The organism is Desulfosudis oleivorans Hxd3 (assembly GCF_000018405.1).
Taxonomy (GTDB): Bacteria; Desulfobacterota; Desulfobacteria; order Desulfobacterales; family Desulfosudaceae; genus Desulfosudis; species Desulfosudis oleivorans.
On sequence record NC_009943.1, the window covers coordinates 3,565,535 to 3,580,960 of the forward strand.

11 protein-coding genes and 1 riboswitch are annotated in these 15,426 nt (G+C 57.8%); of the genes, 6 read left to right on the forward strand and 5 right to left on the reverse strand.

Going from position 1 to position 15,426, the window contains the following annotated elements; all coding sequences use genetic code 11:
• Positions 1 to 123: 123 nt before the first annotated feature.
• From DOLE_RS15300 to DOLE_RS15315, 4 genes are all read right to left on the reverse strand, one after another.
• Entirely contained in the window at positions 124 to 1,221 is a 1,098-nt protein-coding gene (locus DOLE_RS15300; protein ID WP_012176387.1) for an AAA family ATPase, read from the reverse strand.
• 355 nt (positions 1,222 to 1,576) lie between these two features.
• Positions 1,577 to 2,206 (reverse strand): TetR/AcrR family transcriptional regulator, encoded by a 630-nt coding sequence (locus tag DOLE_RS15305; RefSeq protein ID WP_012176388.1) that lies wholly within the window; start codon positions 2,204 to 2,206, stop codon positions 1,577 to 1,579.
• Positions 2,206 to 3,777, reverse strand: a complete 1,572-nt coding sequence (locus tag DOLE_RS15310) for a xylulokinase (protein WP_012176389.1) — start codon at positions 3,775 to 3,777, stop codon at positions 2,206 to 2,208. Before DOLE_RS15310 ends, DOLE_RS15305 begins: the two co-directional genes overlap by 1 nt.
• Positions 3,778 to 4,031: 254 nt before the next feature.
• Positions 4,032 to 5,279 carry a saccharopine dehydrogenase family protein gene (locus tag DOLE_RS15315; protein ID WP_012176390.1) on the reverse strand — a complete coding sequence of 416 codons (1,248 nt, stop codon included), beginning with the start codon at positions 5,277 to 5,279 and terminating at the stop codon, positions 4,032 to 4,034.
• A gap of 291 nt (positions 5,280 to 5,570) precedes the next feature.
• On the opposite strand from DOLE_RS15315, the gene DOLE_RS15320 reads away from it, so the two are divergent.
• The gene (locus tag DOLE_RS15320; protein ID WP_012176391.1) at positions 5,571 to 6,965 is read left to right on the forward strand and encodes an ATP-binding protein; all 1,395 of its coding nucleotides are present in this window, start codon (positions 5,571 to 5,573) and stop codon (positions 6,963 to 6,965) included.
• A gap of 285 nt (positions 6,966 to 7,250) precedes the next feature.
• Here the strand turns inward: DOLE_RS15320 and DOLE_RS15325 are convergent, their stop codons facing one another.
• Complete coding sequence (locus DOLE_RS15325; protein WP_041281271.1) at positions 7,251 to 8,165, reverse strand: DUF1848 domain-containing protein; 915 nt, start codon at positions 8,163 to 8,165, stop codon at positions 7,251 to 7,253.
• A 66-nt stretch (positions 8,166 to 8,231) separates the two neighbouring features.
• A riboswitch (Fluoride riboswitch) is annotated at positions 8,232 to 8,298 on the forward strand.
• Between the two features lie 470 nt (positions 8,299 to 8,768).
• Here DOLE_RS15325 and crcB point away from each other — a divergent pair.
• From crcB to DOLE_RS15350, 5 genes are all read left to right on the forward strand, one after another.
• Positions 8,769 to 9,170, forward strand: coding sequence for a fluoride efflux transporter CrcB (gene crcB, locus DOLE_RS15330; RefSeq protein ID WP_012176393.1), 402 nt, complete (start codon positions 8,769 to 8,771; stop codon positions 9,168 to 9,170).
• A gap of 201 nt (positions 9,171 to 9,371) precedes the next feature.
• A complete protein-coding gene (locus tag DOLE_RS15335) occupies positions 9,372 to 10,643 on the forward strand; it encodes a DUF190 domain-containing protein (protein ID WP_012176394.1) in 1,272 nt (423 codons plus the stop codon).
• 499 nt (positions 10,644 to 11,142) lie between these two features.
• Positions 11,143 to 12,306, forward strand: a complete 1,164-nt coding sequence (locus DOLE_RS15340) for a helix-turn-helix domain-containing protein (RefSeq protein ID WP_012176395.1) — start codon at positions 11,143 to 11,145, stop codon at positions 12,304 to 12,306.
• Between the two features lie 106 nt (positions 12,307 to 12,412).
• Positions 12,413 to 14,851, forward strand: a complete 2,439-nt coding sequence (locus tag DOLE_RS15345; protein WP_012176396.1) for an Hsp70 family protein — start codon at positions 12,413 to 12,415, stop codon at positions 14,849 to 14,851.
• A 343-nt stretch (positions 14,852 to 15,194) separates the two neighbouring features.
• Positions 15,195 to 15,392 carry a hypothetical protein gene (locus DOLE_RS15350; protein WP_041280629.1) on the forward strand — a complete coding sequence of 66 codons (198 nt, stop codon included), beginning with the start codon at positions 15,195 to 15,197 and terminating at the stop codon, positions 15,390 to 15,392.
• Positions 15,393 to 15,426: the final 34 nt, after the last annotated feature.

The following is a 15,426-nucleotide window of genomic DNA, read 5'->3' on the forward strand; positions in this document are numbered from 1 at the left end:
TGTGGTTGCCCATCAAAGGGCGAACACAAGGTTCGCCCCTGCCGTACATCCGTGCATGTCCTGCAACACAGTCCCGCCGATGGCGGGACCAGGGTTACTCTCCCGAAGGATGAAATGTTCAGATTACGCGGCCACCGGTGCCAGATAGCCTTCGATGTCGCTTTTGTCCAGGGCCAGCAGCCATTTGTTCTCTTTTTTGATCAGCTTTCCTGAGCCAAAGGGGTCAAACTGAAGGTCGGCCGTGATCCGGTTAAACACCTCTCTTAAGGCCCTTGCACCGATTCTTGTGTTTGCCTCGGCATGGATGGCGATCAGCTCAAGGGCGTCGTCGGAGATCTCCAGGTCAATGCCCAGGGTCTCAAAATACTGCTTTGCACCGGTGTAGGGGGAATCGGCCGCGTTTAAAAGAATGTGCTTGAGCACGTCCCTTTCCAGGTTTTCCAGAACGGAGATGGCGCTGAACCGGGATATGAACTGGGGCACCATGCCGTATTCAAACAGGTCGTCCAGCCGCATATAGTCCTTCAGGCTGAAAATAATTTTTCTTTCCGGCCGTTCCCTGGCCTCGTCCCAGATATAGGTCTCTTTTAATTTTCTGCCGTCTTTTCCCTCCTCGGTAAGGGCATAGACCTGGCTGTAAAGATCCTCGAACGCGCCGCCGCAGATAAACAGCATCCTGCCCGTGTCTATGGGAACCCGGACGCGCCGCGTTTTTCCCTCTCGGACCACGGATGTTTCAATGGACAGGGTCTCCCCTTCCAGAATGGTAAGCAGGGCCTGTTGAATGGAAATGCCGGTCACGTTGGTTCTGCCGGAAATCTGTGCCGATATCTTGTCGATCTCGTCCAGGCAGACCGTGGCGTTTTCAATATGGGCCTTCAACGCCTCGGCCGTGACATCCGTGCCCAGCCGGTTGCGGACCCCTGCCTCGATGTCCTTGAATATCCGGTGCAGATTGACTTCACCGGCCTCGTCCACCAGGGTGTTGGCATTCATCACGCACATGGCCTGGTATCGATCCAGATCGGCGTGATCCCGGTAAAACTGGCCAACGGCATTCATCAGGGTGGTTTTGCCGGTCCCGCTGTTTCCGATCAGCAGAATGTTGCTCCACTTGATGCCGTGAATGTGCTTGTAGACCGAAACCGCTACCTGCCTGAGAACCTCGTCCTGGCCCATCACTTTCCGGGAAAGATAGGCAAAAATATCGACTGGCAGCATGGTGGATATTCCTGATTTTAAAATCGTTGTTATCCGACGGCGGTTTGCTGGTTAATCCAAATCTCTATCTCTATCGGGATCGGGATCGCTATCGGGATCGAATTTTCTGCACCGCCGTCCATGTGTCGCCGCTTTTTACGGCCAGACACGATGCCATCATAAAAAATCAAAATCCAGGCGGCTTCGTAAAAAGTTCAAGTTCAAGGCGCGCAAATTCAGAGGAATGAGGCGTACTGAGCGTACGCCGCAGTGACGATGGATGCAGCGCAACGCAGAAATTGGGCTTTTTACGAAGCCGCCAGGCAGTACTGATGGTACAGCAGCCGGCATGGGGTGTCAATCCGGCGCTTCCGCCTTACAGTCGTTCGACCAGGTCGATCAGCTCATCGATGGAGTCGCGGTAGATGGACGGCAGGTCTTCGGCCACGTAGGCGGCCACCTGGCTGTTGTGCAGGCTCACCATGCCGTGGACCAGGCTCCAGACCTGGATCAGGCGGCGGGTCACAACGGCCTTGTCCACCTTCCGGCCGTAAACCTTTTCAATGGCCTTTTCCGCCATGGCCGCGATCTCCATGGAGAGCCGGTACTCGGTCTCGGACAGGGCTTCAAACGGCGTGCCTTTATAGTCATCGTACTTGGGCGTGGGCAGCACGAACATGATGTCGTAGTAACGGGAATTTTCCATACCGAACCGCAGGTAGGCCTCCAGCATGGCCTTTGCCCGCTTGCGGATGTTGCCGGAGCCTTCGTAAGCCGCCTTCAGGTCCGCGTGCAGCATTTCAAACCCCTTGACCACCAGGGCAAGGTAAATCTCGTCTTTTCCCGAATAGTAGTTGTAGAGGTTCGGGGCCGTCATCTTCGCGCGGCGGGCCAGGTTGCGCATGGTCAGGTCATCCAGCCCCTGGCTCACGATAATATCCAGGGCATGGTCCAGAATGACGGCTTTTATGGCGTCGATCGCTTCAGGACTGCGGGGCTTTTTCATCAGGGGTTGTTCCGGTTAAGCGTTTTGCAGATTTTTTTATGGGCACGGTAAAGCTTCAAAAACTGCGCGTAGAGCGTGTCATAAATTTCCCGGTTTTCCGGCCGGGGATCAAACACCCGGTCAATGGGCACCAGCTTGGGAATATCGTCAAACCCGATCTCTCCCAGGGCCACGGCCGCGATAAAGGCCGCGCCCCGGGCGTTGGCCATCATGGGGGCCTTGACCCGGCGCACCTGCCGGTCCATCACGTCGGCAAAAATCCGGCACCACAGGTCGGACTTTGCGCCGCCGCCGATAATGTTCAGCGTCTCCAGTTTCCGGCCGACAAACTTCTCCACATATCCCAGGCTCCAGCGGTTGTTATAGGCCACCCCCTCCATCACGGCCCGAAGGATATGGCCGGTGGAGGCGGTCTGGGAGAGGTTGAACAGCCCGCCCCGAATGGTTTCGTTGTCCACCGGGGTGCGCTCGCCGTTGAGCCAGGGCGTGAAGATCAGGCGGCCGCTGCCGGCCGGGGCCTGCTCGGCCAGCTGGTTGACATACTGGTAAATGTCCCGTCCCGACGTGCCGGGCGGGCCGAAAAAAAAGTTTTCAACAAAAAAGTCCAAGGCCTCGCCGGCAATGTCCTGTTCGTTTACCGCCTGGTATTTGCCGCAAATGGCCGTGGGAAAAGAGGCCACCGAGTGAAGCACGTCAGTCTTCTTAAACGGCACCATGCACTGGACCCAGGAAGAGGTGCCGATGTACAGGTGGCCGGCAAAATCCTCCACCGCGCCGGAGCCGATGCAGGCGCTCTGGTGGTCCGGCGAGCCCGCCACCACGGGCGTGCCCCTGGCAAGGCCCATCCGATCGGCGGTTTCATCGGTGATCGGCCCCAGGATATCGGTGGACGCCACCAGGGGCGGCAGCTTTTCCCGGTCGATGCCGAATCCGCGAATCAGCCGGTCGTCGTACCGGATGTTGTTAATATCCCGAATGTCGGTCACCCAGAAAAGATGGACCGAGTCAAAGGTGGCGGCCATTTTTCCGGTAAGCCGGAAGTTGAGAAAATCCTTGCTGGGCAAAAAAAGGTGGGTCTGTTCGTATATCTCGGGAAACTCGTTTTTCACCAGCAGCACGTGGCCGATATCGTCCTTGCCGGACAGCGTGGGCGCGCCCCCGGTTACGGCCACCCATCGCAGGGCCTTGAAAATGCCGTAGCCGTCAAAGCTGGGAAACCCGGCCATGGCCTTTTTGACATAGGGCCCGCCCCGGGTGTCCATCCAGGTGATGGCGTTGGTCAGGGCACGGCCCCTTGCATCCACGGCCACGGTGGAGGAAAAGGTGCTGGAAACCGACACCGCGGCGATCTGCTTTTTATTGACCTTTCCGCCTGCCATCAGCCGGGCCGAGGTGGCCACCACCGCTTCCCACCACTGTTCCGGGTCCTGCTCCACCCCGCCGTTGGGAAGAAAGTGCAGGCCGGTTTTTTCAAAGGCGGCATCCACCACCCGGCCGGCAACCGAAACAATGGCGGTTTTTACGCCGGATGTGCCGTGGTCAATGGCCAGTATGAATTTTTCCGCTGCCATGGGTTTTCCCCTCTTTTGTCGGTTCTGGCTGGTTGTAACGCCCTGTCCGCCCACCACGTCATTGCGCCTGTCCGCCATAGCCTTTGGCGACGGCGGAAGCGCAGCGAAGCAATCTTGTCCACCCTCCACGTCATTGCGAGCGCAGCGAAGCAATCTTGTCCATATGCGAAGGAGATTGCGTCGTCGCTACGCTCCTCGCAATGACGTGCGTGGACAGCGCAACGCGGCCGGCCGCCTTGCGGCAATTGGGCTTTTTACGAAGCCAGCATTTTTGCCGCATCCATCATATCCATGGTGGTCTTCTTTCCGGCATCGTCAATAATGTCGATGGTCAGCTGCGCGGCCCGGGACGGATCACCGGCACTCTCTTTTTCCAGCACCGCCGGAATCAGGGACACAAAATCCAGGGGGTTGACCCCGGCTTCGGGCGGGAAAATGCCCCTCCGGTTTACCTTGCCCTGCTGGACCAGGATGGCGCCCAGGGCCGCGGGAATGCCGGTGCCCTCTCCCAGGGCCTGGGAGGCCGAGGCCATGTGAAACCGCAGTTCCTGGCGGCGGCCGTCCTTTTTGCCGGTCACCACCGTGGAGGTGCATCCCTTTTGCGTGCCGAACCCGGTATCGGCAAGTATCCTGTCCCGCTCCCGGATCAGAAAGGCTGTGGCGAAATCATAAGGGCTTACCGGAACGCCGTTAATGTCTATGGGCGTTTTGTCTGCCATGCCCAGCCGGCAGACATCCATGGTCAATTGATAATAGGCGGCCGGCAGAATGGTGCCCCGGTTGGTCACCTGCTTTACCTTCAAATACTGGGGCAGGGTCACCTGCTCCGGGTGGGGATAGGGATAGACCATGGTGTCGCCCACAATGGGAAAATCAAAAGACCGGCGCAGGGCCATGCCGTCGGGCTCAAAAAATTTTACATACTGAAGCTGTCCGTCTAAAAACATGGGAATGTCGATGGACATGCAGTGAAACCGGTGTCCGATCACGCCCTTGCCTTCAAAAGGCTCGCCACCGTGGGCGTGAAAGATGTCCACGGCCTCGGTCTCGTCCAGCAGGTGGTCGGCGGCCAGTTTGGCCAGCAGGTTGGTGGCGCCCGGCGAGTTGCCCATGCCGATGAGCATGGTGAGGCCCGCGGCCTCGGCCCTGGGGCTCATGTCCAGCAGATCGAAAGTCACATCCACGTCGTCGCAGATGTCCACATAATGGATGCCGCTTTCGATGACAGCCTCCACAATGGGCATCACGGTCTTGTAAAACGGGCCCACACAGTTGACCACCAGGTCGCAGCCGGCAATGGCCTTTTTCACGGTTTCCGGTTCAAGTGCATTGACGCCGGTCGCGGAAACCGGCTTGCCCTTTATCTGACCGGCCAGGGTTTTTGCCGTGTCCAGGTCGAGATCCCCGATCACAATCTCGTCAAACGTATCATCCGCGGCCAGGGTCTTTACCACCACCCGGCCCACGGCCCCGCATCCGCCCAGCACAATTACTTTTGCCATGGTTCAAGCCTTTCTATTCTAAAATTGAACAAAGTTAAATTTAACTTAGTTCACAAACGGGTTCGTGTCAAGAAAAAAATGAGGCGGCCTTTCCGAAAGACCCTTTGCGCCTCCTCCGTCATTGCGCCTTTATTTTTTAAGTCATTGCGAGGAGCGAAAGCGACGTGGCAATCTCCTTCGCATCCGTTCAAGATTGCTTCGCGGCCCTGTCCCGCCTTGGCGGGATCGCAATGACGGAAACAAACCTGTTTTTTGTTGACTTTGTGGTTAAAAAACGGGTATGTTTTATCCATGATTTATCGAAACGCTGAAAAAGACCTGTATGTCTGGCACCAGAAAAAACGCCGCAAGCCCCTGGTCATAAGGGGTGCCCGCCAGGTGGGCAAATCCACCCTGGTGCGCCGGTTTGCCGAAAAAAACAAGCTGGTCTTAAATGAGATCAACCTGGAGCAGCACCTGTACCTGGACAATATCTTCAAGTCACTGGACATGGATGTGATACTGCGGGAGCTGGACGCCCTTGCCGGCCGCCGCATCCACTCCCCGAACGCGGTTCTGTTTTTGGACGAGATTCAGGCCACCCCCCATGCCATTGCCGCACTCCGCTATTTCTACGAAACCCTGCCGGACCTGCCGGTCATTGCCGCCGGCTCCCTGCTGGAATTTGCCCTTTCAAACCATCATTTTTCCATGCCGGTCGGCCGCATCGAATATTACCATCTGGGTCCCCTGACCTTCGGGGAATTTTTAAATGCAACAGAGCCCGCCCTGGCCCCGTATCTTTCCGAATTTCATCCCGGCACGTCCATCCCCCTGGCTGCCCATGAAAAACTGATCAAACGCCAGCGGGAACATCTGTTCGTGGGCGGAATGCCGGAGGCCGTTTATGCCTTTGTGTCGGAAAACGCCCTGCCCGAAGTCACGGATGTTCATCGCTCCATCGCCGAAACATACCAGGACGATTTTTCCAAATACGCCCGGCAAAAAGACCTGGCCCTGATGCAGAAGGTGTTCCGGCAGATTCCCCGGATGATCGGCCAGAAAGTCAAATACAGCAACATCTCCCGGGAAGATAAATCACGGGAGGTCCGGGCCGTTATCGATCTGCTGGTCAAGGCGCGGGTCTGCCACCAGGTATTTCACGGTAACTGCTCCGGGGTCCCGCTTCTGGCGGACATTCATGAAAATGTCTATAAGCTGGTGTTCATGGATGTGGGCATGGCCGCCTGGCTCACCGGGCTGGACTGGACCACCCTTCAGCGCCTGGACGGGCATGCCCTTGTCAATGAGGGAAAACTCGCGGAACAGTTTGTGGCGCAACACCTGATGAATCCCCAGGAGCCGCCCCGGCTGGTCTACTGGCTGCGGGAGGCAAAATCGGCCAACGCGGAAGTGGATTTTGTGACGGCAAGCGGCAGTCAGGTCATTCCGGTGGAAGTCAAGGCCGGCAAAAGCGGAGCCCTCAAATCCCTGCAACAGTTCGTCCTTCACAAAAACGCAAGCCTGTGTGTGCGGTTCGACCTTAATCTTCCCGGCATTCAGGACATTACCCATACCGCCCGGACGGAGGGCGGCACCACACCCGTGTCGTATCGCCTTCTTTCCCTTCCCCTGTACCTGGCCGGGGAACTGCCCCGGATTCTGGATGAACTGCGCCTGGGCAAGATTGCTTCGCTGGCGCAATGACACCGTTTTTCCCGTCATTGCGAGGAGCGAAAGCGACGTGGCAATCTCCTTCGCATTCGGACAAGATTGCTTCGCCTGCGGCTCGCAATGACACCCTCCTCCGTCATTGCCGGGCTTGACCCGGCAATCCAGTGTAAATTGACCCTGTTCCGCCTCCTCCGTCATTGCCGGGCTTGACCCGGCAATCCAGTGTAAATTGACCTGATTCCTTATTAACAGGGTATGAAACCATTTTGATTCTGGATTACCCGGTCAAGCCGGGTAATGACGAAAAGGGTGTGGGGTCTATTTTTTCTGGATTCCGGCTCGGAGGCCGGAATGACGGGATGTGACAGCCGCCGGATTTGCGTAACAGAACAGGCAACTGTGATAACACGGATGCTGAGCGTAAGAGCCGATATCAATCGACTCGGTGCACCCGCACCCGGCCCCGGCCCTCTGGCCCCGGTCCTTTTGCACCGGCACCACGCCGCCGTCATTTTCCATGAACAGCCTGCCGTTGATGCAGGCGCTGGCCGTCACCGGCACATTCCCGGCAAGCCCGGCCATCAGCTCTTTTTCACAGCAGGTGTGCAGGGCAATGCCGCAGCCTTTCAGCAGGTCCGCCATGCGCGTGACAATTTCGACCTGTTTTTCCATTCCCGGTTCCATGAAAGTCACGCCGGCCCGGGCGGCCCGCTTCTTTACCTTGGCGTAAAGGTCTAAAAAACTGGTCACGCACCGGCCGATGCCGGCTTCGGTCGCGGCTTTTGCAATCTTCGGAAAGTCGGCCAGGTTATTCTTAAAACCGCCGTTGCCTGCGGAGTAAAAACAGATCGGGTCAAACCGCCACTGCACACGCTCCGGCCCGAACCGGCGGGCCAGCGCGTCAAGCTGGCAAAGCCGCTGGTCCAGCGGCGGAAGATTCGGCTCCAGCAGGCGGTCTTCCGTGTTGACGGTGAAATTAAAAAAAAGATGGTAGCCCTCGCCGGCCAGGGTTTCGCCGAACCGGCCGTCTAAAAACGGACCGAAGTTCTTGGACCAGAAGACAATGGTGTGCACCGATTCCGGCGTGCACTCCACCTGCCGGACCACCCCGTTGTACGGGTTGGTCACCTCAAAAAGCCCCCGGTCAATCCCGGCCATGAACCACTCCATATAAAAGGCCGGAATATCGGTGCGCCGGGACGCGGAAAGAACGGTTTTGACGTCTGTTTCCATGCGGTTATCATACAACAGATTGGGTATTTCACGCTTGCCTTTTTCTGCTTCCTGCATTAGGTTTTAAGAAACGATGGGGATGGGGTCCCCCGACAACCGCCGCACTGGACAGGCTGATGACTCCTGCCGATACCATTATATATAATGTATGGCAGGTGTTGTGAGGGCCTGCCGGAAGCGGTTTTTTTGTTTATGGAAAGGCATTGACAGGGGTGCAAAGGGTATACACGGGCAAGCTGACGCTTGGCCCGTGCCACCCGGTAAATATGATCCACACAATAACGGGTGCCACGGGCGAACCGAAGGTTGCCCGTGAAAGGCCGAGGGTTGTATCGTGCGTCATTGCGAGCGAAGCGAAGCAATCTTGTTCGTGTACTTACGTCATTGCGAGCGAAGCGAAGCAATCTTGTCCAGAAACGAAGGAGATTGCCACGTCGCTGCGCTCCTCGCAATGACGGGGCAAAAAGCCCGTTTGTAGTGTGCCCGTAAGGGCATCACTTTTGCCCGGCTGCAAAACGCCTGACGGCGTCACTACAAACAAAACGACAAAGCAATACCGTTTTATTAAATTTTGCCTGTAAAAAATATTCACAAGGAGGCTGGATGGTTTCGCTGGAAATAAACAGAATATTCCTGGTCATGATCGGTGGCGGCCTGGGCGCGGCCAGCCGTTACGGCGTGGGCCTGATGACGGTGCGGCTGTGGGGAACCCGGTTTCCCTGGGGCACCCTGGCGGTAAACCTTGTGGGCTGTTTTCTCATCGGCCTGCTGTTCGCCCTGTCCGACCGGGTGCGGCTGCTCTCCCCTGAAATGCGCCTGCTGCTGGTCACCGGTTACCTGGGCGCCCTGACCACATTTTCCACCTTTTCTTTGGAAACGGTCAGCGCCGGCCGGGCCGGCCTGACATTGCTGCCCCTGGCCAACATTCTTATAAACAACATCGGGGGCCTGGCCCTGACCCTGGCCGGCATGTGGCTGGGCAGTTTGTTCTCAAATATCTCATGAAATTTTTTGACAATGATCGGCATGCCGGCAGCCACAAGATCATAACCACTCGTTTCGGGAAAGGCTTTGTAAAAAGTTCAAGAGCAAGGCGCCGCAAGGCACGAGGAATGAGGCCTACTGATTGTACGCCGCAGTGACGAGGGACGCAGCGCAACACAGCTATTGGGCTTTTTACGAAGCCGTTATTATTGGAGGGAAAATATGTTGAACTACAAAGCCATTGAAATCTTCACCAGCGAGTCGGCCCGCCACCAGGGCCGGCCCCTGACCGAGACAGTCGTTGAATATGTGCGAGGCCTGAAAATCGCGGCCCGCTGCATCGTCACCCGCGGCATTGCCGGGTGCTATGAAAGCGGAGAAACCGCCACCACGCGGTTCGAGCTGCTCTCCTTCAACATGCCGGTACGAATCTACATTGTTATGCCGTCCACCCAGACCGACCGGGTGCTGGATGGATTAAACGACATGGTCACCGACGGCATCGTGGCCATCCACGACCTGAACGTGGTGGCCCATCGGACCCGCAACGCCTTTTTCCCCCGCCAGCTTTCCGTCCGCGACGTCATGACCGCCGACCCCAGAAGCGTGACGTCTGAAACACCCCTTGATGAGGTGACCCGCCTGCTGCTCTCTTCAATTTTCACCGGCGTGCCCGTGGTGGACAAAAAGGGCCGTCCCGTGGGCGTGATCACCCAGGGCGACCTGATCCGCAAAGGCGGCCTGCCCCTGCGGCTGGGCCTGCTGGCCGAATCAGACCAGGACCGCATGAAATCGGTGTTGAGCCAGATGGCCGGCAGGCAGGCCGAACAGGTGATGACCGGCCCGGCAGTGACCATCGCCGAAGACCGGCCCCTGGCCGAGGCCGTGGATCTCATGATCAGCCGGAATTTCAAACGCCTGCCCGTCACCGACAAAGAGGGCCGCCTTTGCGGCATGGTTTCCCGGCTGGACATCTTTCGCACGGTCATGCGCGAGGCCCCGGACTGGAACGCCTTCCGCTCCCAGAAAGTCGATGTGACCCATCTCAAGCAGGTGGCCGACATTGCCCGGCGCGACACCCACACCGTTTCGCCGGACACACCTGTTGCCGACGTGCTCCGCCTCATCGGAGACAACGACATTCAGCGGGTGGCCGTGGTGGACGCCGAAAACAACCTCCTGGGCCTGATATCTGACAAAGACCTTTTGCGCTGTTTTGCGCAAAAACAGTCCGGCATCTGGGGCCTTCTCTCCCGCGTGGGCAGTGCCTTCAAACATGACGAGGCCGACACCTGCCTGGCCGGGGCCACCGCCGGGACGGTGATGAACACCGAGCTGATCACGGTCAAAGAGGAGATGCTGATCGAAGAGGCCATCGGCCTGATGGTGGAACGGGGCCTCAAGCGCCTGCCCGTGGTGGATGCCGAAGGCCGGTTTGCCGGCATGATCAGCCGCGACTCCCTGCTGCGCACCGGGTTCGGCGCCGGCATGTAGGCACAACGACACCCCCGTCATTGTGAAGCATTTTTTACGCCATTGCGAGGAGCGGCACCCTTCCCGTCATTGCGAGGAGCGTAGCCCATTCCGTCATTGCGAGGAGCGGCAGCCCCTTCCGTCATTGCGAGGAGCGGCAGCGACGAAGCAATCTCCTTCGCATTCGGACAAGATTGCTTCGCTGCGCTCGCAATGACGCACGTGCGGCAGAATTGCTTTTCTCTCCTCTGTTTTGCCCTCTCTGCAAAAAACTAACCTATTAGTTAGTTTTTTTCTAAAAATCTAATTTTTTACTTGACACATATACGATATCGTACTATCTAAAAATTGTACTGGGAGGAACCACACGCAAACACAAAGACAAAGCGACTTTTTAAAAAGTTCAAGTTCAAGGCGCGCAAATCGCGAGGAATGAGGCGTACTGCGCGTACGCCGCAGTGACGAGTGATGCGGCGCAACGCAGAAATTGGGCGTTTTACGAAGTCGCCAGAGGCTATTCATGATTCAGAAAACCACCGACCTCACCTTTATCGGCAGAAACATCCGCAAGCTGCGCCGCCAGCGCGGCTGGACCATCAGCCGCCTGGCCGGCGAAATCGGCATGGCGGAAATTCCCCTGGGCCGCATCGAACGCGGGGGAAACGCGCCCTCCGCCGCTGTTATCTTTCAACTCTCCAGGGCCCTGGGTGTGTCGGTGGACACCCTGTTTGCCGAAGACGAAAGCGACCTGCTGGCCGAACGGGTCAAAACCCCGGGCACCGGGTTTGTGCCGGCCCGGTCCGTGGAACACCTGCCGCCCAGCATCCTGACCCCCATTTACGAAGTCATCGACGCCATATGCAGCCTGGAAGATATATGCCGCGCCCATAAACGGGCCAAAATCCCCCTGAACATATCATTTGAGACCAACCAGCGGGGCCTTCAGGACCTTTCCGAGGCCGCCAGAAATCATATGGGTATCGGCCGGGGCGTGGTATTCGATTACATCGAGCTGTTCGAGGCCATGGGGTTTCGCGTGATATTCCTGCCCCTGCCCAAAGAGACCCCGTCCATGACCTTTTACGATATGGAAAACAGCAACGCCTTTTTCTTTATTCGTCACAAACAGAACCCGGAGCGCCAGATTTTTCACCTGGCCTACGGGCTGGGCCGCATCTTTTTTCTGCGGCAGGCCAGGCACACAGGCGCCAATCCCTTTCCATCCGATGACGACGCCCGGACCGAAGAGATGCCGCCCGCGGAAAAAGAAGGGAAAAAGACCCTGACCATGCACCGGGCCGGCCGCAAGTTTGCCGCCTTTTTCCTCATGCCCGAGCAGGCCATCCGGGCCACGGTCAACCAGCTGGGCATTCAGAACAAGCAGTGGTCCTGGGAACTGCTGCTGCGCATCAAGCACCGGTTCGGGGTGTCGGCCCAGGCCTTTCTTTTCCGGTTAAAAGAGCTGGACCTGATCACCGGCAAACTCCACGACCGGTTTTCCAAACAGATCGAAGACCATTACAAAAAAACAGGCTATGCCGAGCCCGACTCGTCCCGCCGCATCCTCACACCCAACGGCCGCGTGTGGGACCTGGTGCTGACCGCAAGGCAGCATGCAGAGGCCAAAGCCGAAGTGGCCCGCATAGAAGAAACCCTTAACCAGTGGAAGGTGGTAAAAGTTTAAACATCACACACAATTCGAATAAAAGCTGAAAGGGCAACCTTTTCAGCCAGGGGGCTGTTTTGGAAGGGCGGGCGTTTTTATTCATCCTTTAGCCAGGGAGGATAAAATGGATATTTTAAAAACCTTTGGCGGTCCCTTTGTTCCCGCGAAAAACAACCTTCTTCGCACCTTAAGCATCGACCTGGGCACCACCAACTCCACCATTGCGGAAAGCGTCTGCGTGCCGGGCTACCCACCCATGTGCAAGGTCCTTAAAATCACCCAGCCCCTGGAAAACGGGGATACCGTCACCAGCGCCCTGGTGCCGTCGGTTGTGGCGTTTCTGGAAGACGAAGAAAACAGCACGGTGCTGGTGGGCGAAGGCGCAAAACAGCTCCGCTGCGAAATGGACACCCTGGAACTGGTGACAGGAGAAAACTTCTTCCACGACACCAAAAATGACATGGGCTTAAACAAAACCTATGCCCTGGCCCCGGCCTTTCTCAACCACGCCCACAAGGTGGCCGGGCATGTTCTCTCCTTTCTGGTGGAGGCCGCCGAACAGGGCGCCGTAGCCCCCTACCAGGTCCTTACCGTCACCGTGCCCGCCTCGTTTCAGATCAACCAGAGAAACGACACCCTGCGGGCCGCCCGCATGGACAACCTTCACCTGGAGGCCTGCGACCTGATGGAAGAGCCCACCGCTGCCCTGGTGGATTTTCTGATGTCCGACCAGCGGCGCTTTTCCCTGCCCCGCGAGGGCAAGGCCACCTGCCTGGTTTTTGACTTCGGCGGCGGCACCTGCGACGTGTCGGTGATTGCCGTGTCCGGCAACGGCCCGAACAGGCCCCTTTCCGTAAGCGAGCTTTCCGTGTCCCGCTATCACCGCCTGGGCGGCGGCGACATCGACGCCGCCATTGTTCACGAGGTGCTGATCCCGGCCCTGGCCGAAGAGAATGTTTTCGATCTTTCCGACCTGACCTGGGAAAACAAAAAACTGGAACTCGAACCCCGGTTGCTGGCCACGGCCGAAACCCTGAAAATCGATCTGTGCCGCAAAATCCGCCGGTCCATTGACCAGTGCGAATATGCCGAGGTCAACCAGGCCATGTTTGGGGTCACGGCCCCGGCGATTACCTGCTGGATCAACAATGACGAGGAGGGCCTGGACTTCTCCGCCCCCTCCCTGTCCGCGGCCCAGTTTGAAAAGCTGCTGGAACCCTTTTTAGACACCGACTTTCTCTATGCCCGGGAGACCGAATACCGGCTGACCCAGTCCATCTTTTCCCCCATTGAAGACGCCCTGGACCGGGCCGGCATCAGCCCGAAAGAGGTGGACTTCTGCCTGCTTTCCGGCGGCAGCATCCTGATTCCGCAGGTGCGGGCCGCGATGGAATCCTATTTCGGCAAAAACAAAACAGGCGGTTTTGACGACCCGGAACAGATTCAGACCGCCGTGGCCCGGGGCGCGGCATGGAACACCATCTTCAAGGCCGTCACCGGCCGGCCCCTGGTACGGCCCGTGCTGCACGACGGCATCGACCTGGAGACCAACGACGGCAGCCGCTACCCCCTGGTGGACCCCGGCACGCCCCTGCCCTTTCCATCGGACGACACCTGGCAGCGCCTGGACCTGGAAGTTCCTCCCGCCGACCGGCTCTTGGTCGATCAGCTCCGCATTCGCCTGATATCCCACACCGACGGCCGCCACCTGTTAAACGAAATCTGGAACCTGCCCACCGCTGCCTGCGCCGGCGCCGGGATCCTTCTGGAATACCGGGTCACCGCCGGCAAGCAGTTCGAGTGCCGGGCCTTCTTAAAGTCCTCCCCAAAGGCCGTGTTTGCACAGGCCGTTGAAAACCCCCTGGTCAACGTGGTCAACCCCGGCGCCACCCGCCTGAAAATCGAAGAAACCGAGGAAAAGCTTCGCCTCTGCTTCGGCGGCACCGAGAAAAACGTCGACGACTATGTAAACCTGGCCAGGTGGTACGAGGAACTGAACCAGAAGGAAAAGGCCATCCACTGCCTGCACACCGCACTGCGAAAGAAAAACCGGCCCAGCTCCTATATCTCCAACCTCATGGGCATTTACTATGAAGACCTGAAAGACCACCAGCGCGCCGAAAAGGCCTACCTGGAAGCCATAAAGGATGACCGGGACTGGAGCAGCCCGGCGTTCAACCTGGCCCTGCTCTACCGCAACACCAAACGCCATGACGAGGCCCTGGCCATGCTGGACCAGGCCATAGAAAAAGACGACGAGGACCGTGCCCCGTGCCTCGCCCTGAAAGCCACGGTCTTAAACCGGATGGACCGCAAATCCGAGGCAAACGAAACCGCCGTCCAGGCGTTAAATGCCTTTTCCCCCTTCCCCAAACTGGATAACTGGGCCCTGGGCTGGTACGAAACCACGGCCCGCCTGGTAAAAGACGACAAGGCCCTTGCCGCCGCCGAAGCCGAACGCAAGCGCCGCAAACACAATCCCGACACCGAACCGGACGACACCACCCCCCGGCCCGTGGTCAAAAACAACATCATCCTTTTCCAGCGAGTCAACGCCGCATGACAGCACCTGCTTGTAATACACCTGTAGCTCCCGTTTGTAGTGTGCCCGTAAGGGCATTTATAAAAATTGCCCCATTACCTTGTCCGTCATTGCCCGGCTTGACCCCTTTGTCGTCATTGCCCGGCTTGACCGGGCAATCCAGAATAAAATTGACCCATTACATTATCCGTCATTGCGAGGAGCGCAGCGACGAAGCAATCCCCTCCGCCCCTATCCGTCATTGCGAGGAGCGCAGCGACGAAGCAATCCCCTCCGCCCCTATCCGTCATTGCGAGGAGCGCAGCGACGAAGCAATCCCAACCTCAACCCCCCAAAACCATTAAAACACAAAAGGCACCCCATCATGACCCCCATCATACCCATCAAAGCCTTTGAAAAACGCCGCCGCCACCTGAAACGATACCCCTCCATCTACCGGCCCGTAACATTCAGAAAGGTACTAAAATTCCAGATACGATACCCCCAGCAGCAGGAAAATTGGCTGATTGCCCCCAGACTCATACACGGCAAAAAAGGAGACTACCCGACCTTTGAAGAATAACCCGGCCACATACCACCCGGCCCCCTTGACCGGG